This window comes from Dellaglioa sp. CoH-57-MRSF-19, assembly GCF_056781975.1.
In genome coordinates, this window is record NZ_JBXAXW010000002.1 from 153,431 (window position 1) to 178,986 (window position 25,556).

Here is a 25,556-nt window from a genome sequence, read left to right on the forward strand (position 1 = left end):
TGAACGTTTTTTTATTTTAGATTCGCCCTATAACCAATATCCATTCTGTAAAATGTTTTGTGTGCTTCAAAATCAGCAATTAACTGATAAAGTTTCTGTTGTGCATCTGCCATGTCTACGCCTGATTCATGCATAATATAAATGCGTCCACCTGCACTAACTAATTTCTTATCAACTAATTTTACACCTGCAAAATCAATTCTGTTGGAAAGTGACTTAAAGTCACTTAAATTGGGTAATGTAATATTTTTTTCAGGATTTTCTGGATACCCATCAGCGGCAATAACGACACCTAGAGTGATTCCCTCTGTTTCCCATTGTAAAGATGGACTTTCATGCTGCAATAATTTTGAAATAACTAATGCAAAATCCGTTTTTAATCTTGGTAATACGACTTCAGTTTCGGGGTCGCCAAACCGAACATTGTATTCAATTACTTTTGGACCGTCTTTAGTTAAAATTACTCCCACATATAAAATACCTGTGAATGGAATACCACGTTTCATCATTTCATCCGCTGTTGGCTGAACAATTTTTTCAATTGATTCCGTAACAACATCTTCTGAAATTTGTGGAACTGGACAATATGCGCCCATTCCGCCGGTATTAGGACCATTATCTCCCTCAAATGCCCGTTTATGGTCTTGAGAAATTGGCATCGGATAAACTTTATCTCGATCAATAAATGCCATCAATGAAAATTCTTCACCCTCAAGGTACTCTTCAATTAATACTTCTGTTGTATTAAATTGTTGTTGGACTAAAAATGAACGCAAAGCATCAGTTGCTTCTGATAGATCTTGAGCAATAATAACGCCCTTACCACCAGCTAATCCATTTGCTTTAATAACTATTGGGAATGATTGGTGCGTCATATAATCTAATGCAGTCTGGTAATCGGTAAATGTCTGATAGTTAGCTGTCGGGATATTGGCTGACGCCATAACTTGTTTCGCAAATTCCTTTGACCCCTCTAACTGGGCAGCGGCTTTTGAAGGCCCATATATAACTAGGTTTTCTTCACGAAAAAAATCAGTTATGCCATCTATCAGTGGAATTTCTGGTCCAACAAAAGTCCAATCAATGTCATTTTCACGGACAAAGGTTGTCATGCCAATCCAATTAGTGATATCAATACCCACAGATTTAATCCCGTTGTTATTCATCCCAGGGTTTCCGGGTAAACAGTAAACATCTGAGACAGTATCACTTTCAATAAATTTACGTGCGATGGCATGTTCACGTCCGCCAGAACCAATAACTAAAATTTTCATTATTTAAAATAATCCTTTCATAGGTTAAAAAGATAGACTCATTTTAACAATTTAATGTTTGAAATGACGACGGCCACTAAATACCATAGCAATATTTTTGCGATTAGCCATATCAATTGACTCTTGGTCTTTAATTGACCCTCCCGGTTGAATAATTGCCGTAATACCATGATCAGCAGCATATTCAACACTATCATCCATTGGGAAGTAAGCATCTGAAGCTAAGACAAATGGTTCTACCATCCCATGTTCTAGTGCTTGCTCTAACGCAATTTTAACCGATCCGACACGGTTCATTTGACCCGCACCAATTCCAAGTGTTTGATCCTTAGTTGCAATTACAATCGCATTACTCTTAACATGCTTCACAATTCTTTGAGCGAATAATATTGCTTCTTTTTCATCACTTGTTGGTAATTTTTCAGTTACCGTTTTTAATTCTTCCATTTGGTCAATGACTTGATCACGTTCTTGAACAAGTAAGCCACCCATCACTGAGACATATTCATATTTATCAGCTTGGTCCTTTTGACTGAAATCAATTGTCATAACACGAAGATTTTTCTTCTTAGCTAAAATATCATATGCAGCATCTGTGAAGTTTGGTGCGATAATAATTTCAAGGAATAAATGATGTAATTCAGTTGCTGTTTCTAAATCAACTTCACGATTTAAGGCAATAATGCCTCCGAAAATTGACGTTTTATCAGCATCAAATGCTTTTTTCCATGCAGCATTAATCGTTTCTCCAGTACCAACCCCACAAGGATTCATATGTTTCATCGCAACGACAGCAGGTTGCTTAAATTCTGAGACAACTTTTAAAGCAGCGTCGGCATCTTTAATATTGTTATACGATAACTCTTTACCATGTAATTGTTTAGCGGCAGCAATCGAAAAAGCATTTGGTAAAGCTGATTGATAGAAAGCCGCTTTTTGATGTGCATTTTCACCATAACGCATTCCTTGTTTGAAATCATATGTTAATGACAATTTTTCAGGAAATTCAATTTCTAATTCTTTTGTTAAATAAGATGATATTAAAGTATCATATGCAGCCGTGTGTCTAAACGCTTTAGCTGCTAATTGTCGACGAAACTGATTATCCATTTTATCATCATCGAGTTTATCTAAAACAGACGGATAATCAGCTTTATCGACAACAACATAAACAGATTCAAAATTTTTGGCAGCAGAACGCAACATTGAAGGCCCACCAATATCGATTTGCTCAATAGCTTCTGACTCAGTAATACCAGGTTTTTCAATCGTTTCTTTAAAGGGATATAAGTTTACACAAACTAAATCGATTAAGGCAATATGTTCTTCTTCTAATTTAGCCATATGAGCTGGATTGTCACGCCTTGCTAATAACCCACCATGAATCATTGGGTGTAATGTTTTAACTCGTCCATCAAGCATTTCTGGAAAGTGAGTCACATCTTCAATTCTAATTACAGCGATATCGGCATCCTTTAAAATATTAAACGTACCACCAGTTGAAATAATTTCAAATCCACGTTTGATTAATCCCTGAGCGAAGTCTGCAACACCAGTTTTATCAGATACACTTATCAAAGCTCTTTTCATCTTATTAATCTCCCTTTTTATTGTTTAATAAATTTAGAATCACCTTTGGATATAGTTGGTGTTCAACATCATGAATCTTACTTTCCAATTGTTCAAGTGTTTCATTTGGTAAAATAGGAATACTTTGTTGCGCTATAATTGGCCCCGTATCAACACCTTCGTCAATGTAGTGTATCGTCACACCAGTTACACTAACACCTGCCTTATACGCATCCTCAATTCCATGAATACCTGGAAAAAGGGGTAACATTGCGGGATGAATATTAATAATTTCCATCGGATACTTACTCAATAATGTACTTGTAATCACACGCATATAACCCGCCAATAAAATGGTGTCGATTTGATACTTAGCTAATTCATTAACAATCACTTGTTCATAATGACTACGATTTTCAAAGTCTTTAGGTTGAATAATAAAGGTTGGAATTCCTCTACGTGCTGCCTTTTTAATGACAGCCGCTTTTGGTCGATCACAAACTAAAACTTCAATTTCTAATCCTGCATCTTTTAATGCCTGATTATCTGCAATAAATTCAAAATTAGAACCGGTCCCTGATGCAAAAATTGCTACTTTGACCATTTTATTTACCTACCAATTCGACCGTTTGATCAGTATTTTTAATTTCTATACTGCCTATTTCATAAGCGTGTACAGTTTCTTTATTTAATTGTGTCAGCACCTGTTCAACGTTAGCTTTATCAACAGCCAAAACCATTCCAATACCCATATTAAAAATTTCATACATCTCTGAATGGGGTATCTCACCGTATCTAGAGATGGCATCAAAAATTGGTAGTACTGGCCATAATCCTAGATTAATTGTTGCTTTTAGCCCTTCTGGTAACATTCTTGGTATATTTTCAATAAAGCCACCACCTGTAATATGTGCTGCGCCTTTAATCAAATTATCTTGAAATAAAGGAATCAGATCATCTACATAAATTTTTGTTGGTGTCATTAATATTTCAGCAAGTGATTCATTAGGTATTTCTGGTAAAGCTTCATCTAAATTAAAAGCCATGTCTTCAAGAAATATCTTTCTAACAAGTGAGAATCCATTTGAATGAATACCGGTTGACGAAATTCCAATTAAAATGTCATTTTCTTGAATTGAATGACCATCTATTAATTGACTTTTTTCAACAACACCAACCGCAAATCCGGCCATATCATAATGTGTTTTTTGATACATCCCTGGCATTTCAGCTGTTTCACCACCAATAAGATTCATATGTGCTGTTTGACATCCTTTAATTACCCCAGAAATAATACTTTCAATTTTTTGAGGTTCAGTTTTGCCAGTCGCTAAGTAGTCCAAAAAGTATAGAGGCGTTGCACCCTGAGCAACAATGTCATTAACACACATAGCCACACAATCAATCCCAATTGTGTCATGTCGATTTGTTTCAAAGGCAACCATCAATTTGGTGCCAACGCCATCAGTACCTGAAACCATAAGTGGCTCTATAATACCTAATCGACTGAGATCAAAGAGTCCTCCAAATCCACCAACTGAACTTGTTTCATTTACCAGTGACATTTGTTTATTAATTCGATTAACGACGTCATACCCTGCATTCACATCAACACCCGATTTTTGATAAGCATTTACCATTTTGAAGTCCTCACTTTTCTGTCGTTAAGTTTGCTAAATACTCATCCTCGTAATCATATAATGGCGTTGGATAATCACCATTAAAGTAAGCCATACATAGTCCTGAATATGGGGCATCTAAATTCAAACCAATTGAAGCAATTAATCCAGCTTCACTTAGAAATGCTAATGAGTCTGCCCCAATAATAGCCTTCATTTCTTCAATTGATTTATTTGCGGCAATTAATTCAGATTGCTTTTGAATATCAATCCCATAAAAACAAGGGTATTTAAGAGGTGGTGACGCAATTCGCAAATGAACTTCAGCAGCTCCAGCTTCTTTTAACAATCTAACAATGTGTTTACTCGTTGTCCCCCGAACAATTGAATCATCGACTAAAATAATCTTTTTACCCTTAACCACGCTTTTAACAGCTGATAATTTCATTCGCACCCCTTGTTCTCTAAGTCTTTGGGTGGGTTGAATAAAGGTCCGGCCAATATATTGATTTTTAACTAATCCCATTTCATAAGGAATGCCACTTTCTTCTGCATAACCACTAGCTGCAGACAATGAGGAATTTGGTACACCAATAACCATATCTGCATCAATACCCGTTTCTCGTGCTAGTTTGCGACCCATTCTTTTACGAGCAGAATGGACATTAATCCCACAAATATCCGAATCCGGTCTTGCAAAATAAATATATTCCATTGAACAAATTGACATTTTAGTTTCAGTTGTATAAACGTCAATTGATAGCCCTTCGTCAGTAATAGTGACGATTTCACCAGGGTTCACATCGCGAACGAATTCTGCCCCAACAGAATCTAAAGCACAGGTTTCACTTGCAACGACGTAAGCACCATTTACCATTTGACCAATAGATAGTGGTCTAAATCCATTTGGATCAAGTGCCGCAATCATGTAGTTTGACGTCATTAATAAGTAAGCAAACCCACCATGTACTTGATTTAATGCGTCTTTAACCTGTTCATGCAAAGTGTCTTGTGATGAACGACGAATTAAGTGCATCAAAACCTCTGAATCCGAACTTGATTTGAAAATAGCCCCATCTTGCTCTAACTCATTTCTAAGCGTTACCGCATTAGTTAAATTACCATTATGGGCTAAGGCAAACTGTGTATCGTAAAAATCAAATAAAAATGGCTGAATGTTATCAATTCCGTTACTACCGGCCGTTGCATAACGTACATGTCCAATAGCTGCATTACCGGTTAATTTTTTTATTTTTTCAGGATTTCTAAAAACATCTGATAGTAATCCTAATCCTCTATAACCAATTAGTTTACCTTCATCATTTGATACAATTCCTGCACCTTCTTGGCCGCGATGTTGTAAACTATGCAGACCAAAATAGGTAATCTGATTTGCATCTTCATTTCCCCAAACACCAAAAACACCACATTCTTCATTTAAACTTCTTATTTCATTAGGCACGGAATTGCATCCTCCCAAACTTGTTTGGCTTCAGAAGTTGTAAGAGTTATCTTACTCCCTTTTGTCGTCACGTTAATTAATTGGTCTGCTGTAACACAGCCAATTTTTTCAGCAGTTTGATTCATTAAATTTTCAAAATCTGTCTTATTTTCTGATTTAATCGATAAAATGAATCGCGATTGTGATTCTGAGAAAAGTTGTGCATCTGTCATATTTACATTAATATCAATACCTAAATCGTTTTTAAATACGGATTCACTTAAAGCAACGGCTAGACCACCTTCAGATAAATCATGTGCACTTTCGACTAAACCAGATTCGATAGCTTCTAAAACAAACGCTTGGTTACTTTGTTCAGTCTTTAAATCAAAATGTTTAATATCTCCGGAAATCTCGTTAGTAGTCATTTTCTGAATTTCTGAACCATTAAAATCATTATAAGTTGTACCCACTAAATAAATTAAATCATTAGCATGTTTAAAATCTTGCGTTGTTATATTTTTAACATCTTTAATTAAACCAACCATTCCAATCATTGGCGTTGGATAAATGGCTTGTTCATTAAATTCATTATATAAAGAGACATTACCAGAAATAACAGGTGTATTAAATAAGTCACATGCTTCAGAAATACCGATAGCACTTTGATCAAATTCCCAAAAAATTTCTGGATTTTCAGGACGTCCATAATTTAAGCAATCTGTAATAGCGAGTGGTTGTCCACCAGATGCAACTATGTTACGCGCTGCTTCAGAAACAGCAATTTGACCACCAACCTTAGGATTCAAGTAAATATAACGCGCATTACAATCTGTTGTCATTGCGAGTGCCTTATTAGTTTCTCTAATTCGAATAACACCTGCATCACTACCAGGTCTAACCACTGTATTGACTTTAACTTGAGAATCGTACGTTTCGTACAATGATTTTTTGGATGCGATTGTTGGTTGTTGTAACAAATCTAACCAAGTTTGCTTCGTATTTTCTATTTCAGGTATAAAATCAGACTGCGCTTTAAATTTGCTGATTCTTGCAGGTTCTTTTTGTTCCTTATGATAGACTGGTGCATCACTTGCTAAAGAATCAACGGGAATATTAGCAACAATTTTTCCCTCATGTATTAAAACATAATCCGTATTTTCTGTTACATACCCGATATTAACGGCTTCTAAATCATATTTTTTAAATAAATTGATAACTTTAGTTTCAAATTCAGGTTTAATACAAAGAACCATCCGTTCTTGAGATTCAGATAACATCATTTCGTAAGCAGACATATTAGTTTCACGTTGTGGAACGTTATCTAAATCAAGTACCATCCCTGATTTAGCTTTCGAGGCCATTTCAGCAGTTGACGAAACTAATCCAGCAGCTCCCATATCTTGAATACCAACTAACCAGTCTGGATGATCTAGAATAAGTTCGAGACAAGCATCCATTAATAATTTTTCCATGAATGGATCACCAACTTGAACAGCTGAACGCTGTGTTTCTTTATCATCAGCAAATTCATCAGAAGCAAACGTTGCCCCATGAATACCATCACGACCCGTTTTAGCACCAACATAAATAACTAGATTTCCATCACCTTTTGCCTGGCCTTTTTGAATATTTTTATGATCAATCAGTCCAACACACATTGCATTTACTAGTGGGTTACCCTCATAACAAGGATCAAATCCTATTTCTCCACCAACAGTTGGAATACCAATACAGTTACCGTATCCTCCGATACCAGCTACAATTTCTGAAACAAGATACTTAGTGTGCTCATTATCTAGTTCACCGAAACGTAAACTGTCAAGAAGTGCAATAGGTGTTGCCCCCATTGAAAAAATATCTCTGATAATACCGCCGACACCTGTTGCGGCACCTTCATAGGGTTCAACAGCTGAGGGATGATTATGGCTTTCAGCTTTAAATACAACTGCTTTACCATCACCAATATCAATAACACCAGCACCTTCTCCAGGTCCTTGTAAAACTTGCGGCCCAGAATTTGGAAAATGTTTTAAAACGGGGCGGGAATTTTTGTAAGAACAATGCTCACTCCACATTACTGAAAATAAACCAGTTTCAGTATAGTTAGGTTGACGACTTAAAATATCATCTTTAATTAACTTATATTCTGAATCAGTTAATCCCCAATTTTGATATAATTTGGTATCTTCAATTATTTGTGCCGTCGGTTCTTGTTTTGTAACCAAATTAACCCACTCCCTCTGTGTATGTCGTTAACATCGATTTAAATAAATTTAGGCCGTCCGTTGAACCGAGCAATGCTTCAATAGCACGTTCTGGATGCGGCATCATACCAAGTACATTTCCACGCTCATTAATAATTCCAGCAATATTATCAATACTTCCATTTGGGTTATCTTGATATCTAAAAATAATTTGATTATTTTTCTTAAGAGAAGCTAATGTTTCATCATCACAATAATAATTACCCTCGCCATGAGCAATTGGTAATTCAATTGTCGTTTGCGTTTTATAATCAGTTGTAAAACGCGTTTGATTATTAACAATTTCCAAAGTAACTGGCTTACAAATAAATTTAATATTTTTATTTTGAATTAATGCACCTGGAAGTAGTTGCATTTCCGTTAACATTTGAAATCCATTACAGGTTCCAAACACTAGTTTACCTTCATCCGCAAAACGTCTCACTTCATTCATAATGGGTGATAAACTGGCAATTGCCCCACTTCTTAAGTAATCGCCGTATGAAAATCCACCTGGAAGTAATACACCATCAAAACCATCAAGAGATTCCTCTGTATACGACACAAACTCAGCTTGTTCATGTAAACCATCCCGAATAGCGTGAAGTAAATCATAATCACAATTTGAACCAGGAAATACAACAACTGCAAATTTCATGATTAAGCCTCCACTTTTTCAAGTTCGTAACGATATTGCTCCATATTTGGATTAGCTAATAATTTATCACAAATCGCATCAATTTTTTGGTCTATCTCTAATTCAGTTGCTTCAACCTTTAACACAAAATATTTACCAACTCGAACGTCACTAACACCTGAGAATCCTAATCGGTTAATCGCTTCATTAACAGCTTGACCTTGCGGATCTAAAACTGATTCTTTATATGTAACGTAAACTTTTACACTATACATTATTTGACCTCATTTCGATTTTTTAGTCGGTTTAAAACATCTTGATATACTGGAATAATGCTACCTTGGTTTTTTCTGAAAATATCCTTATCTAATGATTTATGTGTCTTCGAATCCCATAAACGTGCATTATCAGGTGAAAATTCATCTGCCAAAATAAGTTCCCCATGATACCGACCGAATTCAAGTTTAAAATCAATTAAATCAATATTGATGTCTTTAAATAATTTATACAGTAGCTGATTAATATGAAGGACTTGTTTCTTTATTTCGTCCATTTCTATTTTAGTCGCAAAATTTAACGCAAAAATTTGTGACTCATTTATTCCAGGATCGTCTAGAGCATCATTCTTATAATAGTATTCAATAACAGGAACTGTTAATTTAGTTCCTTCAACTTGATCAAATTTACGAGCAAAACTACCTGCAATAGTATTTCGTAAAACAACTTCAATTGGAATTATTTCAACTTTTTTAACTAATTGTTCGGTTTTAGAAACATCTTCAATGAAATGTGTTTTAATACCGTTTGCCATTAAATAAGAAAAAATAATATCAGATATTTGATGGCTTAATAATCCCTTACCTAATATTTCTTCTTTCCGTTTACCATTAAGTGCGGTAGCTTGGTTTTTGTATACCATTCTTAATACTTCTTCATCATTAGTTTGATAAACATCTTTAGCTTTTCCTTCGTAAATCAATTGATCCAAGCGAATAGCCCCCTTAAGAATAAAAACATATAAAAATATACTTTTTAACTAAATAGTTCGTTCTTTACAAATATAGTTTAACAATTACTATATAATTTATCAAGGTAAAATACGATTATTTTTATATTTTTTTAATTTAAAGTTCGTATTATGGCAAACAAAAAACCATAAAGCTATTAAAATAACTTTATGGTTTACATATTTCTTTAAATGAGACCAATTCGTTCGAAAATAGCATCAACATTTCTAATATGATAATGATAATCAAAAGCATCATCTAAGTCTGCTTGAGTTAATGCAGACATTATTTGTTCATCTGCTTCTAATAAGGGACGGAACTGTATTTGTTGATCCCAAGAGATTGCCGTCTTAGGTTGAATTAAATCATATGCAGCCTCTCTAGACATGCCACTATCAATTAATTTAAGTAAAACTCTTTGGCTGTAAATAAGACCAAAAGTACGGTCCATATTTTTTTTCATATTTTCCGGAAATACTGTTAATTCTTTAACTATTTTTGTAAAGCGACGTAGCATGTAATCTAATAAAATAGTTGTATCGGGTAATATAATACGTTCTGCAGAGCTATGTGAAATATCTCGTTCATGCCATAATGTAACATCTTCGAAGGCAGTGACCATATGTCCTCGAATGACACGCGCTAACCCTGTAATATTTTCTGAACCAATTGGATTACGTTTATGTGGCATAGCTGATGAACCTTTTTGGCCTTTAGCGAAATATTCTTCAACTTCTCGTGTCTCACTTTTTTGTAATCCACGAATTTCTGTTGCCATTTTTTCAATCGATGTTGCAAGAAGAGCCATCTCAGAAACATAATTAGCATGTAAATCTCGTGGTAAGACTTGTGTCGATATTTCTTGAGGTCTAATTCCAAGATGCTCACAAACATAAGTTTCCACAAACATTGGGATATTGGCAAATGTTCCTACAGCACCACTAATTTTTCCAGCTTCAACATCTAATGCTGCATCATTAAAACGAATTTGATGACGTTTCATTTCAGAATACCACAATGCAATTTTCAATCCAAATGTTGTTGGTTCAGCATGTACACCGTGTGTTCTACCCATCATAACAGTATCTTTATATTCAACTGCTTTATCAGCTAAAACAGCCATAAATTCTTCAATATCCTTACGCAAAATTTCATTAGCCTGTTTTAAAATAGATCCATACGCTGTATCAACTACATCTGTAGAAGTTAATCCATAATGAACCCACTTACGTTCTTCCCCTAGAGATTCTGAGACAGCTCTTGTAAAGGCAACGACATCATGCTTTGTTTCTTGTTCAATTTCTAAAATACGATCAATATCAAAACTAGCATTTTTACGAATTTTTTCAGCGTCTTCTGCTGGAACATGGCCTAGTTCAACCCAAGCCTCACTAGCTAATGTTTCAACTTCTAACCAAGCTTTATATTTATTTTCATCTGACCATATGGCACCCATCTCAGCATTTGTATAACGATCAATCATTTTTATCTTCCTCTCTTAATCCCAAATTTTCGTTTGATATACATCAATTTTAGCTTGCTCAATATTATCGGTTAATATCGTTACATGACCCATCTTACGATCTTGTTTTGCTTCATTTTTACCATAAAAATGAAACCGCCATTGACCTTCATTTTGAATTTCATTTAATACTGACTGGACATGTTGTCCCAAAATATTAATCATAATAGCATGACTTAACAACTGTGGTTTTAACATTGGTAAATTACAAATTCCTCTAATATGCGCTTCAAATTGTGATAAGGAACAGGCCTCAATTGTTAAATGTCCGGAATTATGTGGTCTAGGTGCAATTTCATTAACATAAACGCCACCTGAATCTGAAACAAAAAATTCAATCCCCATTGTTCCAACAGACAAACAATCATCAGCAATTTGACTTGCAATAATTTCAACTTCTTTTCTTGTCTCAATCGATAAACGACTCGGACAAGAACTCTCATGTAAAATATTATGACGATGTTGATTTTCGATAATCGGAAAAATACTTTGTTGGCCTAATTCATTTCTAGCAATGATAACGGAAACTTCACGATCAAACTGAACAAAGCCTTCTAACACGCATGTTCTATTTTGAATCAATTTTCCCGCTTCAATCAAATCAGCACTTGTCTTTAAAATAACTTGTCCTTTACCATCATATCCGCCACGAATCGTTTTTAAAATTGATGGGTACCCAGTTATTTTAATGGCATTTTCTAAATCATCAAAACTTTGTATTAATTTAAATGGTGCGATTGGATAATTATGAGCTTCCAAAAATTGTTTCTCACTAATTCTATCTTGTGAAATACGCAGTGCAGTCGACCCTTGTGGAACATAGCAATATTGCTTTGCTGCATCAATCGTATCAGCATCTACATTTTCAAACTCAAACGTTAGTACATCACACATTTTTGCAAGATTTAAAATAGCAATCTCATCGTCATAATCTGCAATCACTTGTTTGTCCGCAACCTGAGCAGCTGGGCAATCTTTTTGCGGATCTAATATAATCACACGATAACCCATTTCTTTTGCAGACGTTGTCATCATTTGTCCTAGCTGACCACCACCAATAATACCAATTGTTTGTCCTGGTAATATCCTTTTAATCAAGTAAATCACTACTTTCCAAAGATTTTTGATGGAGTGATAATTGATATGACTTTAAATTATCTTTTATAGTTGAATCACTTAAGGCACAAATTTTTGCGGCAAAGATGCCGGCATTTGTTGCACCTGCTTTACCAATTGCCATAGTTGCTACGGGTGTTCCCGCAGGCATCTGAACAATTGACAGTAAAGAGTCTATTCCATTTAGCGCATGGGACTGCACCGGAACGCCTACTACAGGGATGACGGTTGAAGCTGCAATCATTCCTGGTAAATGTGCGGCACCACCCGCACCAGCAATAATAACTTCATACCCATTTTTATCCGCACTTTCTGCAAATTTAATCATTTCTATTGGCATTCGATGTGCCGAAATAACTTTTTTATCATACTCAATATCAAGTTCATCTAATAAATTAGCCGTAAATTTCATTGTGGTCCAGTCGGAAATCGATCCCATTACAATTGCTATCTTTGCCATTCGATTACCTCCAAATTTAATAAACCTATTCTATCAACAACTCAGCGTTGTGTCAAAGCAAAAAAAGGACGAAATTAAAAAATTAATAAAAATAGTTCGTATTTTAATGGATATTCAAGCTATTTCTCTTTTTAATATTTCTTTTTTATAAAAAAATAAATGACACCTATTGGCATCATTTATTTCCCTTTTTAAGGTCCGTGTATAATTGTAACTTGCTTCTAGAATTCAAAACAACTGACTTTTTACTATTGGCTAAATAAAAAGATAGTCCAAATCTTCTTAATTTAACTTGTTTTATTGCGGAAATTTCAATTATTTCATTATGTTTTCGAATAACCTTAGTTAACTTAATATTTTTGTCGTCAACTATTAATTTACGATTCAAGATTTGAACAATTGATACAATAAGAAAAAGTATAAATAAAACAATTGTCCAAATTTGTAATGTTGTTATCTCTAACCATAATAATAAACTACCTAAAAATAAGCAGAACGTCCATGACCATAAAATAACCGTTTTAGCTAGCTCGGGTTGATAAAAATATGTTTTTTGATATTTTTTCATGCTTATGATCTCCTCTAACACAATAAAATTATTCTTCTATATTTAAAGCTTAACATAATTGATCAGATATTCTATATTTTTCCATAAAAAAAGATGAAACCTTAAGTTTCATCTTTTTGAACTATTATTTAATAACTAAGAATCTGTCATCATCTAACATGAAATCTTTATCTCCTGCCGCTGCTTCAATTGAACCAAATGGCATTTGTGCACGTAATTCCCAGTTTCCAGGGATATTAAACGCATTTTTAATTTCAGTATCAATAAGTGGATTATAATGTTGTAAACTTGCGCCAATACCATTTTCAGCTAATACTGTCCAAACACTTTGTTGAGCACCGCCCAAACCTTGTTCTGCCCAAACTCTGAAGTTATCAGCGTATAAAGCAAAATCTTTTTCATTTTGAGCAACAACATCAGTATCTATAAAGTATAATATTGTTCCAAATCCAGCACGGAATGTTGCAATCTTTTCTTGAGTTTTCTTATATGCTTCAGCATTAGGAACCTCAGATTTAAGACGTTTTTCAACGATATCCCAAACCATGTCTGAATTTTTACCATATAAAATTGCTGCTCTAATTGTTTGATTATTGAATGATGTTGGTGATTTCTTTATAGCATCCTCGATAACACCAGTAATTTCATCAGGTGTTTGACTTACTTTATCCCCTAAAGCGTAAATTGAACGACGTTGTTCCATAAGATCTAATAATTGAGTTTTCATAATTAATTTCCCCTTCTCTATTTGAATAAACTTAGTATATCACTTACTATTAATAAGTAAAGAGATAACACTTATTTTTTTTATCTTAAATAAAAAAAGCTACCTAATCGTTGATTAGATAGCTTTTAAACTTATTATTTATTATGCTCTTGGTTTACGTTTACCCCAATATTGGAAATAATCCGTTCTCAATGAGCCATTATATAGCTTACGTTTTTTAGATGCTCTTGAACCATAATATTCTTCAAAAGTTAAGTCACTTGTTAAGATATATTTACTCCAAGTAGGCATTTGTTTATAAACAACACCCATCTGTTTGTATAAAACACGTACAGATTCAGTATCGCTCAATCGTTCACCGTATGGTGGGTTAGCGACTAAAACACCATTTTCTTTTTCTGTTGTAAAATCTTTTGCAGCAAGTTGCTTGAATTCAATACTATCCAAGACGCCAGCTTCAGCGGCATTCTTTTTAGCAATTTCAATCATGCCAGCATCAATATCATAACCTGCTATATCTAATACTACATCAAGATTTGCTTCACCTTTTGCTTTTTCTCTTAAACGATCAAATAGTCCTTTTTCAACAAAATCCCAATCTTCGAATACAAAATAACGACCGATACCAGGTGCAATATTATGTCCCATTAATGCAGCTTCAATTGGGATTGTTCCTGAACCACATACTGGATCAACAAAAGGTTTTTCTGGATACCAATTAGTTAACATAACTAACGCAGCTGCCATATTTTCTTTTAAAGGAGCATAACCCTTTTCAACACGATAACCACGTTTAAATAAACTGCTACCCGTTGTATCAAGTGTCAATAAGACGTTATCTTTATTAATAGCAACTTCCAATGGATATTTTGAACCCGTCTCTGGTAAGCGTGTTGTACGGTGATAGACATCACTTAATTGATCAACAATTGCTTTTTTCACGATTGCTTGGGCATCTGGAACACTATAGAGTGTTGATTTTTGAGATTTTCCTTGAACAGGGAATTCCGCATCTAATGGTAAAAACTTATCCCAAGAGATTGCTTTTGTTTGTTCAAATAAATCGTCAAAAGTCGTAGCCGTAAACTCACCAACAATGATTTTAACGCGATCTGCGGTTCTCAACCATAGGTTTGTATTAATAACATCTTCCATTGTTCCTTCGAAGCGGACACGACTATTTTCTACTTGAACATCATAACCCATATGTTTAAGTTCGTTTCCAACAATTGACTCAATACCGCTAGCTGCGGTTGCCAATAATTTAAAAGTTTCCATTTTGCACCTTCACTATAATTTAATTTTTTTAATAAAAAAACTAGGATAAAAGAAAATTCTTCATCCTAGTTCATCCTGAAATCATGTAAATTTCTATAAGCCATGTTTTGTACGTCATCCATCTCAGGCGATGAAATCAGTGGTAATCATCTATCTCCAGATATTATCTGCCCCCATGATTTGTTCATTTCCGTCATGAAGCGCCCCTACCAAAGTTTGGGTTGCCTACTCGTGGGGTTTACCGCGTTCCAGCAATACCGTTTCCAATATTGTATCGTCTCTGTGGCACTTTACAGATTACTTTGACATAGCCGAAGCCTTAGTCATTTTATCCGCCGTTACCCGAAGGTACCTTGGCTTATTTTTTCACCAAGCACGAACACTACAAGCATCTCAGCTTGTGCAAGCATGGACTTTCCTCAGCCTAACTTAATAGACCGCAATTACCCGAAATTTACACTGAATCTATATTACATCATTCAATTAATTTAAAATTGATTTCTAGAATTTTCATTCTCATCTAACTGTGCACCAAACACACGACGTTCCAAATTAGATAATCGTTTAAGAATATCCATATTTGAAGTTGTAGATGTTGTTTGGGTCGTCTGTGAACTTTTACCAACAGTAACCTGTTTTGTAAGTTCGTCGACTTGAGCAATTAAACGATCATTTTCTTCTTGAAGTTTTTTGACTTTCTTATCAAAGGTTTCATAATCTTTAATAACATCGTCAAGAAATTCGTCAACTTCTTTAGAATCATATCCACGCATTTTTGTTTCAAAATGTTTTTGTAAGATATCTTTAGGTACAAAATTAACATCCGTCATATTCGTACACCTCATCACTAATTTCTCATAAATAATGTTAATACCTGTTTATTATAGCAGAATTATTTAATAATTCAAATGATTATTTTGTTCCTCTTCCATTTCGTTTGCAATATCTTCTAATTCCATAAAATCTATCATACGTAATGCATAGTTTTTCACTTCTTTAGTTTGCTTTATTTTTAATAAATCAAATTTTGTTTTGCCTTCATTTTCTGAATCATAAAGTAATAACGCGCCATCTGTGTGTTCTATCATAAAAGTTTGATAATTTTTTAATTGCTGTGGCGACTGATAGGTATCCTTACTAACATAATCAGAAAAATCTACATCATTTAATATTTGATTTAAAACTAATTTTTTATCATCTTTCCAATTATTACCAAACTCTTTGAATGGTAGCATAACTGATACCTTGAAATCAGGATATTCATTTTGTATATCTAGGCAAATTTGTGCCGTCCATTGCTCAACACCAAGCTGAGGGCCAGTTATAACCCACTTCAATCCATTTTCTATTTCATTAATAATATTTTTTTTAATTGCGCTTTTAATGATTTTTATTTTAAGATCATTTTCATTAAAAATACCTAATTCGTATGTTCTATAACCAGTCACCCATAAACGCTTCATAATTGATTAAATATTCCTTTCTTATATTAAGAATATGTTACCAAATCCTTTAAAGCTATTAAATTATATCACTTATTGTTATAATATTTTAGATTGGAGCGTGAAATAACTGTGAGTATTAATTATCCTAATGGAAAACTTTATGAACAATCACCTTTAAATACGCAAAAAAAGTCAAATATGCTGTTGTTTGGTAAACGGGGGATGTCATTAGAGGATGATATCAACGTAAGCAACGCATTTTACCTTGCTCATAATATGGCTGTCATTCACAAAAAACCAACGCCTATTCAAATTGTAAAAGTTGATTATCCTAAACGAAGTGCAGCTGTTATTAAAGAAGCTTACTTTCAAACTGCGTCAACAACTGACTACAATGGCATATACGATGGCCACTATTTAGATTTTGAAGCTAAAGAAACTAAAAATAAAACTTCATTTCCGTTAAGTAATTTTCATGAGCACCAAATTAACCATATGAAATCATGTGTATTACAAAGAGGAATTAGTTTTGTTATAATGAAGTTCACAACCTTAGGTAAGGTCTACTTACTACCATCAAAAACGCTATTTACTTACTGGGATAAGCAGAGTGTTAATGGTCGTAAATCAATTCCATTGAAAACAGTCCAAACTGAAGGATTCGAGATACAATATACTTTAAATCCGGTCATTCCCTATTTAAAATACGTTGATAAAATGATAGAGCATCTATAATTAAGGCTTTATATAATTAAAGGAGAATTTTATTTATGGCAACAGCTGATAATAAAGGTACTACTCGTGTTGCGCGACGCGAACAAGAAATAAGCACTAACAAAAAAGGCAACAAAGGTAAAAATAGTAAAGGTAAACTTTTTAAACGTATTTTTTTGAGCTTACTTGCTCTATTCGTTATTGGCGTAATTGCTAGTATCAGTTTATTTTTCTATTACGCCAAAGATTCACCAAAAATAACATCAAGTAGTCTTGAAAGTACCCCTGCAAGTGTCATTTATGCAAAGAATGATGAAATCATCACTACCTTAGGAACTTCAAGAGTCTACGCTGAATCGTCTGACATGCCGCAACTATTAAAAGATGCCATTGTTTCAATCGAAGATAAACGTTTCTATAAACATAATGGCGTTGATCCTGTGCGAATTGTAGGTGCAGCCTTGTCAAATATCACTGGTGGATCAGCTGGTCTTCAAGGTGGTAGTACTTTAACACAACAACTTATTAAATTATCTGTCTTTTCGACAAAAGCATCTGATCAAACAATAAAACGAAAAGCGCAAGAAGCATGGCTAGCATTACAAGTAGAGCGTAAATACAGTAAATCTCAGATTTTAACGTTCTATGCTAACAAAGTCTTTATGGGAAATGGTATTTACGGGATGCAAACTGCTGCAAATTACTATTTCGGTAAAAAATTGAATAAATTAAATACAGAACAAATCGCGTTAATTGCTGGTATTCCTAATGCCCCATCTTCTTATAATCCTTACGCGCATCCAGAATACGCAAAGGAACGACGTAATGAAGTTATTGATGCAATGTTAGCAAATAACAAAATTTCGGCAAGCGAAGCAAGTACAGCTAAAGCGACACCAATTACTTCAGGCCTAAGAACATCACATTCTGCCGAAAAAGATACTTATAATGCAAAAATTTCTGATTCCTATTTAAAAGAAGTTATTCAGTCTGTTAAAGATAAAGGTTTTGATCCTTATAACAGTAGTCTTAAGATTCGTACAAACTTAGATTTGGATGCTCAGAAACGACTTTATGATATAGCTAATACAAATAACTATGTGGTCTATCCTGACAGTAAAATGCAATTAGCTGTTACCATGGTTGATTCAAAAACTGGCGCTATTTCAGCTATGATTGGTGGCCGTAAACAAACAAATGTTACTTTCGGGTATAATCGGGCTGTCGCAACTAGTCGAAGCAACGGTTCAACCATGAAACCTATTATGGATTACGGTCCTGCTATTGAATATCTAGACTACCCAACTAATCAAAAAGTTAGCGATACAAAATATTACTACCCTGATGCTACTACAAAACAATTAAATGATTTTGATAATAGCTATCTTGGAACAATGACAATGCGAAATGCTTTGATTCAATCACGTAATATCCCTGCTATTCGGACACTTGAAGCGGTTGGATTATCAAAAGCCCAAGGATTCGTCAAAAAACTTGGTGTCTCTAAGGATCAAGTTGATACTTACTCATCTGGTATCGGTGCAAACATGTCAACGACTCAAAATGCAGAAGCCTATGCAGCATTTGCAAATGGTGGAACTTATCACAAAGGGACTTATATTTCAGAAATTGAAAGAAAAGATGGTACAGTTGAAAATTATTCTAGCTCAGGTACTAGAGCAATGAAAACATCAACTGCTTATATGATTACTGATATGCTAAAAGGTGTTATTAATAGTTCTAATGGTACAGGTACGGCAGCTCAAATACCGGGTCTTTACCAAGCGGGTAAAACCGGTACTACTGATTATCCATCAAATGTTGCTTCTAAATTTCCATCTAGCGCAGTTATGGATTCATTATTTTCCGGCTATACTTCAAATTACTCAATTGCAGTTTGGACAGGTTATGATTCACCATTAGTCGCAAATAACTACTTAGATGTTAATTCTCAACATCTAGCTGTAGGTATTTATAAAAACTTAATGCAGTACGTTTCCCAATCAGTTTCAAATACGGATTGGACAAAACCTTCTGACGTTTATCTGAAAAATGGCGAATTATCATTAACAGATTCATCTACTGCAGAAACAACAACAGCAGATAGCAGTTCATATTCAGTTCCTAAGATATCAAATAGTTCTAGTTCTTCAGAAGAATCTAGTTCAAGCAGTTCTTCTAGTTCAAGTAGTTCTAGTTCTTCAGAAAGTTCTAGTTCATCTAGTAGTTCTAGCTCCGCTATTAGTTCAAGTGCTTCATCTAAAGCAGACAGCAGTAAAGCCGTTTCGTCTGCTACTCGTTAAATAAAAACCTGGCGATATTCAGTTAAAATTCTGAATATCGCCAGGTTTTTATTTATTTCATTAATTTGACCAATGATATAGGGGTATTTCCGGTTTATCATTAGATTCTTTTGTATTGTCATTATTCTTCACATTATTTGAAAAGTTCTGTTGTTGTCTTTTTTCTTTATCTTTTTTTATGTCTTGACTTGTTTTTATATGCTTCTTTTCCCAATTTAGTAAAATTCTATCCATATATTTTAAACTGTATGCCTGATTAAGGACAGCTTCTTTCAACGCCATCAAAATTAGTTCTGGAATATAGTGGTCTTGATCAATCCACATGCTAATACTTTCTAATTCCATTGGTGATAAAGGTCTTCCAAATTCAACTTCAATTTTTTCATAAACCTCTTTTCGAGAATTATTACTCTTAACAACTTCAACCTTTTCTTGTGTCCTATGACTTAAATTATTTAATTTTTCATATAACACACTAAAATCAAATTGATCGGTGCTGTACCCATTTGAATCATCAATTGTTTTGATAGAAATAACTTTTTTTTCGATTAATTTCTGCAGTAATGTATAGGTTTCCTGGGCCGTCACGCCCATTTGACTGGCAATTTGATTTGTATCTGGAAATTTATTACCTGCTTGATTAAAGCTTAATAGATGGATTAAGAAAATTAATTCATCACTTGATAATCCAATTTTTCGATAATTCCGTAAAATTAAATTAGACACATGGGTTTCCCCTGCTTCTAAAAATTGACTCATAAATGCATCCATAACGAAAATGCCTCCTTAATTAAGAAAAGAACCTTAAACAATTTCGTTTAAAGGTTCTTTTTCTCTACTTTTTTATGGGTAAATACGGTTTAATAGACGTGGGAATGGAATAGCCTCACGTATATGTTCTTCACCTGTAATCCAAGTTGTTGCGCGTTCTAATCCAAGACCAAATCCTGAATGAGGAACACTACCATATCTTCTTAAATCTAAATACCATTCGTAATCTTTTTCGTTCAATCCAGCTTTTTTAATTTGTGCTATTAAGTTATCTACATCAGTTTCACGTTCTGAACCACCAATAATTTCGCCGTAACCTTCAGGAGCTAATAAGTCAGCACAAATAACGACGTCTTCTCTCGTTGGATGTGGTTTCATGTAAAATGGTTTAATTGCTTTAGGATAGTTTAAAACGAATACTGGCATACTGAAATGTTCTGCCAAATAAGTTTCTTCAGGAGATCCAAAATCATCACCCCATTTAGTATCAGGAAATTCACCAGAATTTTGTAATAATTCGACGGCTTCATCATAAGAAATTTTAGGGAATGGTGTTTTTGTATAACTTTTTAAGACTTCTTTATCTCTTTCGAGAATATCTAAAGCATAGTCACAGTTATCTAAAACATTTTGTACTAAGAACGCAATATATTGTTCTTGTACTTCAAGACTTTGTTCTTGGTGCATAAATGCCATTTCGGGTTCAATCATCCAAAATTCAATTAAATGGCGTCTTGTCTTAGATTTTTCAGCTCTAAAAGTTGGTCCAAATGAGAATACTTTACCAAAGGCCATTGCCCCAGCTTCTTCATACAATTGACCTGATTGTGACAAATAGGCATCTTTGTCAAAATATTTAGTATGGAAAAGTTCAGTTGTACCTTCTGGTGCACTACCAGTTAAGATAGGCGCATCAATCTTTATAAAACCTTCTTTATTGAAAAATTCATATGTTGCGCGAATAATTTCATTTCTAATTTGCATAACTGCATATGGTTTCGTTGAACGTAACCATAAATGACGATGATCCATCAAAAATTCTGTTCCATGATCTTTAGGTGTAATTGGATAATCTTGACTATCACCAACTAATTCAAGTGATTTAACTTCAATTTCATAGCCAAATGGTGAGCGTTTATCTTCATGAATCTCACCAATAACGTAAAGGCTAGATTCCTGATGTAACTCTTTTGCCATTTCAAAAGTTTCTTCACTGACATTACTTTTTATCACGACACCTTGGAAAAAGGCACTTCCATCTCGTAATTGTAAAAATGCAATCTTACCACTTGATCTTTTATTAGTAAGCCAAACACCGATTTTTACTTCTTCGTCTACATGGTTTTTAGCATCAATTATACTAATTGTTTTCAATAAACTTCCTCCTCATTACGGTCCTAGTTGCTAGATCGATTTCATTCCTTTTATAATATCATTAGTCAGATATATTAGTCCATAAGACAATTATATATTTTCAACGGATTTTAAAACTTTACCATTTGAGAACTGCAGTGTTTCATAACAAAGAGCTTTTTTCTTGTTCAAATAACTCACTTCCCATGCAGGTACACCGTTGTATATACCAAGTCCGACATTCAATATTTTACTAGGTTTTTTTTCATTCCAGATATAAGTTAAAATATCATTTTTTGTCTTACCATTTGATTGTGATAAGACTTTAACTTTTCCACCTTTTTGAGCAACAATCACATAAATTCTTTTATTAGCTTTTGTTGTCCCTGCAACTGTAAAATAAGTTGCATCCCTATTATATCTATAAAATGCTGTTTCTTTATCTAGTTTTGCGTATTTTTTAGCAATTGTAACAGCTTCTTTTTCAGCTGTAGCCATCGGTGATTTTGCGCGATTATATAAAATAAAAGCACTTACCACAATAACTAATATCGTACCAAGTATCGAAAGAAAAACGATGTTTTTTGATTTTTTGGGGGATCTTCGCATGATCAATTTTTCTCCTGTCTTAGTTTTATACGGTCATATTATAACAGACATTATCTAATTCTGATTAACTATCAGAATTAGATAAAAACGTCTTTAAATCAATAATAATATCTGCCAATGGTTCATTTATAAGTTGTAATTCATCCGGCAATACTTCAATCATTTTTTTACCATAACTTTGATTTATCAATCGATTGTCCAATGCAATCATTGCCCCTTTATCGGTTGACGTCCGAATTAAGCGTCCAAACCCTTGTTTAAGCTTCATTGTTGCTCTAGGCAGTGAATACTCACTGAATACATCCCTACCTTGACCTTCAAACTCTTTTTCTTTCGCCTTTACATTTAACGACTCTGGAGACTCAAATGGTAACCGCGTCACAATTAAAAGTTCTAATCTATCATTTGGTAAGTCAACGCCTTCCCAGAAACTACCAGTACCCATTAAAATAGCGTCTTTACCTAATAAAAATCGTTTTTTTAATTTTTCAGGCCGTCCTGTAACACCCTGAACTAAAAGTTCACGATCAAGATGTAACCCTCTTTTTGTTAATAACCCATAAACATTTGCTATCGTATCAAGCGAATTAAATAAAATTAACGTTTGTTTACGTTGTGATTTTATAATCTCATAAACTGAATCAGCCAAGTAAGATTCATAAAGCTCTTTTGATGATCGAACATCAAAAGCATCACTTGCTACATACAATTTAGCTTGGTTACTATAATCAAAAGGACTCCCTAATTTTTTGATTTTGTAATTATCATCTTGTATATCTAGCTGATCAATAATGTAATCAGGATTACCTGGTAGTAACAAAGTCGCCCCAGTAAACGTCAGGTGATTAAAGTGCCGATAAATTACTTCAGAAAGAAAATGAGTTGCATCTGATAAACTAAATTCAAATTGCATTTTGTCTGTTTGTCCGTTAATCGGAAAACTTAACCAAAGCACCTTTTCATTTAGCTTGTCTTGATTTTGTTCAAATATAGTCCAGCCCTCAGTTTCTGCAAATAATTGCTTAAAAAAGTTATGAACACGATTCAAAAGCTGTTGCTCATCTTGGCCGATATTTTGTTGGCTTTTTGCAGCGATATAACGATCTCGTAAAATGGCATCATCTCTTTTTAAAACAGTTATCACTTTTAAAACAGATTCAAGCATAATTTTATTTCGATTAATCAATCCAATTAGCTCAGTTGATTTTAAAATAATTGCTTTTCCGGTCGTTTCATTTTTTGCTGCTGAATTCCTACTAATTTGTCGACCATATTCTCTTGAAAATTGTCTGATGAGTAACTCAACTGATTCCCGTAATTTCCTAATTTCTGTTAATAATTGATTGTTTTCACTAGCTGTTAAGAAATTAATTGCCATTAAGTCATTAAAAGAAAATTTTTGTGAACTTTGTATGCTAGTCAATAATGAATCACACATATTAATAATTTTCCAGAATCGAATGCGTCCTTTATTTGACTGTAGAGCAACATCAGCAAGATGCTGTGCTTCATCTACAATTAATTCAGGCGCAAGTTTTGTACGATCTGAGTTAAATAAACCAGGATGCTTCATTAAAAAAGCATGATTTGTAAAAATAATTGCTGACGATTCAACTTGTTTATATAACGTATTAATAAAGTCAACTTCAAAAAATTGATCAGTTAATACTAAACTCCCAACCCCTTGATGTTCAATTTGATTAAAAATGGGATTTTGATAACTTGAAAGTTTTAATTCATCAAGTTCACCAGTTTTAGTCATTGTCAGCCATACTAAGATACGTATTTTCATTAAAGCTATCTGTCCAGAGGTTTCTTTTTGTGTTAATTCTTTTTTAAACGCCGCTAAATTTATATAATGGTTACTGCCCTTCAAATTTACTGCAGCTGTTTGAAAAGGCAATAATTTGTTAAGTAACGGTAATGCCTGATTCATCAACTGGGTTTGAAGTAATGTTGTCGCACTACTAATCACAATTTGTTTGCGATTTTGAGCATGATAAGCTGCTGGAATTAAATAACCTAATGTTTTACCGATTCCTGTAGGAGCCTCAATAATTAATGTTCGATTTCCACTTTTTAAATGTTCAGAAATAAGGTCCATCATCTTTGCTTGTTCAGGTCGCCAACTTAATTGTTTTTCAAATATTTTTTTCTTATCTACTTCTGCTTCAGGATAAACATAATTCGTTAAATTAAATGTATCTTGTTTCCTACGTTGAAGGACAATCCCTCCAACAATGTATAGATGATCTGGTAGTCTTTCCTGTCTTCTATTTTTATCACTGTACGCATCAGAAAATAATTCATTTGTATTTCTTAATAAAAATGAACTTAAACGATTTATTTCAAATAAGGTTTCTCTTGGAATCGTTTCTAGTCGAGTTAATAAGAAGATAAATAACTCAGCTGTCACATGGGCATCACTATCGGCATGATGCGGATTTTCGTGAGTCAGATTCAAATATCGACTCAGATCTTTTAATTTAAAACTGGGTGCTGTTGGCAATAAGATTTGACTAAGCTGTACAGTATCGACACCTTTTATTGATAATGCAGGATAGCCAACTCTTTCTAACTCACTATTGATAAATGGCAAATCAAAGTTAATATTATGCGCAACAAAAACTGTATCTTGGAGAATCGCGTAAATCGTTGCGGCGACGTCTTCAAAATAGGCAGCCTTTCTGATTTGACGGTTTGTAATCCCTGTTAATTCTGTAATAACTTTCGGAATTGCCATACCAGGATTAATATCAAACGAGAAAGAATTTATTATTTGATTTTTTTGAACTAAAACGCAACCAAATTGGATCATTCGATCGCCACTTTTAAGATTTGTTCCCGTCGTTTCAATATCCACTACAGCATAAATCGTATTTTTATTCATTGAAGTT

General features: G+C 33.9%; 23 protein-coding genes and 1 other RNA gene. 2 read left to right on the forward strand and 22 right to left on the reverse strand.

Annotated elements, in window-relative coordinates:
- Nucleotides 1-11: 11 nt before the first annotated feature.
- The 18 genes from purD to AC1RO3_RS02620 all read right to left on the reverse strand — a co-directional run bounded on the left by purD (nt 12) and on the right by AC1RO3_RS02620 (nt 16,927).
- Complete coding sequence (purD, locus tag AC1RO3_RS02535; RefSeq protein WP_481761306.1) at nt 12-1,274, reverse strand: phosphoribosylamine--glycine ligase; 1,263 nt, start codon at nt 1,272-1,274, stop codon at nt 12-14.
- A 51-nt stretch (nt 1,275-1,325) separates the two neighbouring features.
- Nucleotides 1,326-2,864, reverse strand: a complete 1,539-nt coding sequence (purH, locus tag AC1RO3_RS02540; protein WP_481761305.1) for a bifunctional phosphoribosylaminoimidazolecarboxamide formyltransferase/IMP cyclohydrolase — start codon at nt 2,862-2,864, stop codon at nt 1,326-1,328.
- A 4-nt stretch (nt 2,865-2,868) separates the two neighbouring features.
- Entirely contained in the window at nt 2,869-3,447 is a 579-nt protein-coding gene (gene purN / locus AC1RO3_RS02545) for a phosphoribosylglycinamide formyltransferase (protein ID WP_481761304.1), read from the reverse strand.
- Nucleotide 3,448: 1 nt separating this feature from the next.
- A complete protein-coding gene (gene purM, locus AC1RO3_RS02550) occupies nt 3,449-4,483 on the reverse strand; it encodes a phosphoribosylformylglycinamidine cyclo-ligase (protein WP_481761303.1) in 1,035 nt (344 codons plus the stop codon).
- 10 nt (nt 4,484-4,493) lie between these two features.
- The gene (gene purF / locus AC1RO3_RS02555) at nt 4,494-5,924 is read right to left on the reverse strand and encodes an amidophosphoribosyltransferase (protein ID WP_481761302.1); all 1,431 of its coding nucleotides are present in this window, start codon (nt 5,922-5,924) and stop codon (nt 4,494-4,496) included.
- Complete coding sequence (purL, locus tag AC1RO3_RS02560; RefSeq protein ID WP_481761301.1) at nt 5,909-8,131, reverse strand: phosphoribosylformylglycinamidine synthase subunit PurL; 2,223 nt, start codon at nt 8,129-8,131, stop codon at nt 5,909-5,911. Before purL ends, purF begins: the two co-directional genes overlap by 16 nt.
- Nucleotide 8,132: 1 nt before the next feature.
- Entirely contained in the window at nt 8,133-8,807 is a 675-nt protein-coding gene (purQ, locus tag AC1RO3_RS02565; RefSeq protein ID WP_481761300.1) for a phosphoribosylformylglycinamidine synthase subunit PurQ, read from the reverse strand.
- 2 nt (nt 8,808-8,809) lie between these two features.
- Entirely contained in the window at nt 8,810-9,061 is a 252-nt protein-coding gene (gene purS, locus AC1RO3_RS02570) for a phosphoribosylformylglycinamidine synthase subunit PurS (protein ID WP_409022561.1), read from the reverse strand.
- Nucleotides 9,061-9,780, reverse strand: a complete 720-nt coding sequence (gene purC / locus AC1RO3_RS02575; RefSeq protein ID WP_481761407.1) for a phosphoribosylaminoimidazolesuccinocarboxamide synthase — start codon at nt 9,778-9,780, stop codon at nt 9,061-9,063. The genes purS and purC overlap by 1 nt, the downstream gene beginning before the upstream one ends.
- 200 nt (nt 9,781-9,980) lie before the next feature.
- The gene (gene purB / locus AC1RO3_RS02580) at nt 9,981-11,276 is read right to left on the reverse strand and encodes an adenylosuccinate lyase (RefSeq protein ID WP_481761299.1); all 1,296 of its coding nucleotides are present in this window, start codon (nt 11,274-11,276) and stop codon (nt 9,981-9,983) included.
- A 15-nt stretch (nt 11,277-11,291) separates the two neighbouring features.
- Complete coding sequence (gene purK, locus AC1RO3_RS02585) at nt 11,292-12,413, reverse strand: 5-(carboxyamino)imidazole ribonucleotide synthase (RefSeq protein ID WP_481761298.1); 1,122 nt, start codon at nt 12,411-12,413, stop codon at nt 11,292-11,294.
- Nucleotides 12,406-12,891: a 5-(carboxyamino)imidazole ribonucleotide mutase gene (gene purE, locus AC1RO3_RS02590; protein WP_481761297.1), complete on the reverse strand. Its 486-nt coding sequence runs from the start codon at nt 12,889-12,891 to the stop codon at nt 12,406-12,408. The genes purK and purE overlap by 8 nt, the downstream gene beginning before the upstream one ends.
- Nucleotides 12,892-13,066: 175 nt before the next feature.
- Entirely contained in the window at nt 13,067-13,459 is a 393-nt protein-coding gene (locus tag AC1RO3_RS02595; protein WP_481761296.1) for an EbsA family protein, read from the reverse strand.
- A 124-nt stretch (nt 13,460-13,583) separates the two neighbouring features.
- The gene (locus AC1RO3_RS02600) at nt 13,584-14,186 is read right to left on the reverse strand and encodes a nitroreductase family protein (RefSeq protein WP_481761295.1); all 603 of its coding nucleotides are present in this window, start codon (nt 14,184-14,186) and stop codon (nt 13,584-13,586) included.
- A 141-nt stretch (nt 14,187-14,327) separates the two neighbouring features.
- Entirely contained in the window at nt 14,328-15,464 is a 1,137-nt protein-coding gene (locus AC1RO3_RS02605) for a THUMP domain-containing class I SAM-dependent RNA methyltransferase (protein WP_409022567.1), read from the reverse strand.
- Between the two features lie 91 nt (nt 15,465-15,555).
- Nucleotides 15,556-15,919, reverse strand: an RNA gene (gene rnpB / locus AC1RO3_RS02610) — RNase P RNA component class B.
- Nucleotides 15,920-15,952: 33 nt separating this feature from the next.
- Nucleotides 15,953-16,294, reverse strand: a complete 342-nt coding sequence (gene gpsB / locus AC1RO3_RS02615; protein ID WP_481761294.1) for a cell division regulator GpsB — start codon at nt 16,292-16,294, stop codon at nt 15,953-15,955.
- A 66-nt stretch (nt 16,295-16,360) separates the two neighbouring features.
- Entirely contained in the window at nt 16,361-16,927 is a 567-nt protein-coding gene (locus AC1RO3_RS02620) for an SLOG family protein (RefSeq protein WP_481761293.1), read from the reverse strand.
- Nucleotides 16,928-17,038: 111 nt separating this feature from the next.
- On the opposite strand from AC1RO3_RS02620, the gene recU reads away from it, so the two are divergent.
- Both recU and AC1RO3_RS02630 read left to right on the forward strand, forming a co-directional pair.
- Nucleotides 17,039-17,644, forward strand: coding sequence for a Holliday junction resolvase RecU (gene recU / locus AC1RO3_RS02625; RefSeq protein ID WP_481761292.1), 606 nt, complete (start codon nt 17,039-17,041; stop codon nt 17,642-17,644).
- Nucleotides 17,645-17,679: 35 nt separating this feature from the next.
- The gene (locus AC1RO3_RS02630) at nt 17,680-19,926 is read left to right on the forward strand and encodes a transglycosylase domain-containing protein (protein WP_481761291.1); all 2,247 of its coding nucleotides are present in this window, start codon (nt 17,680-17,682) and stop codon (nt 19,924-19,926) included.
- Nucleotides 19,927-19,986: 60 nt separating this feature from the next.
- Here the strand turns inward: AC1RO3_RS02630 and AC1RO3_RS02635 are convergent, their stop codons facing one another.
- The 4 genes from AC1RO3_RS02635 to AC1RO3_RS02650 all read right to left on the reverse strand — a co-directional run bounded on the left by AC1RO3_RS02635 (nt 19,987) and on the right by AC1RO3_RS02650 (nt 25,549).
- Nucleotides 19,987-20,697 carry a DnaD domain protein gene (locus AC1RO3_RS02635; RefSeq protein ID WP_481761290.1) on the reverse strand — a complete coding sequence of 237 codons (711 nt, stop codon included), beginning with the start codon at nt 20,695-20,697 and terminating at the stop codon, nt 19,987-19,989.
- 72 nt (nt 20,698-20,769) lie between these two features.
- Nucleotides 20,770-22,071, reverse strand: a complete 1,302-nt coding sequence (gene asnS / locus AC1RO3_RS02640) for an asparagine--tRNA ligase (RefSeq protein ID WP_409022573.1) — start codon at nt 22,069-22,071, stop codon at nt 20,770-20,772.
- 90 nt (nt 22,072-22,161) lie between these two features.
- Nucleotides 22,162-22,659, reverse strand: coding sequence for a cell wall elongation regulator TseB-like domain-containing protein (locus AC1RO3_RS02645; RefSeq protein ID WP_481761289.1), 498 nt, complete (start codon nt 22,657-22,659; stop codon nt 22,162-22,164).
- Nucleotides 22,660-22,723: 64 nt separating this feature from the next.
- Nucleotides 22,724-25,549 carry a helicase C-terminal domain-containing protein gene (locus tag AC1RO3_RS02650; RefSeq protein WP_481761288.1) on the reverse strand — a complete coding sequence of 942 codons (2,826 nt, stop codon included), beginning with the start codon at nt 25,547-25,549 and terminating at the stop codon, nt 22,724-22,726.
- Between the last annotated feature and the right edge of the window lie 7 nt (nt 25,550-25,556).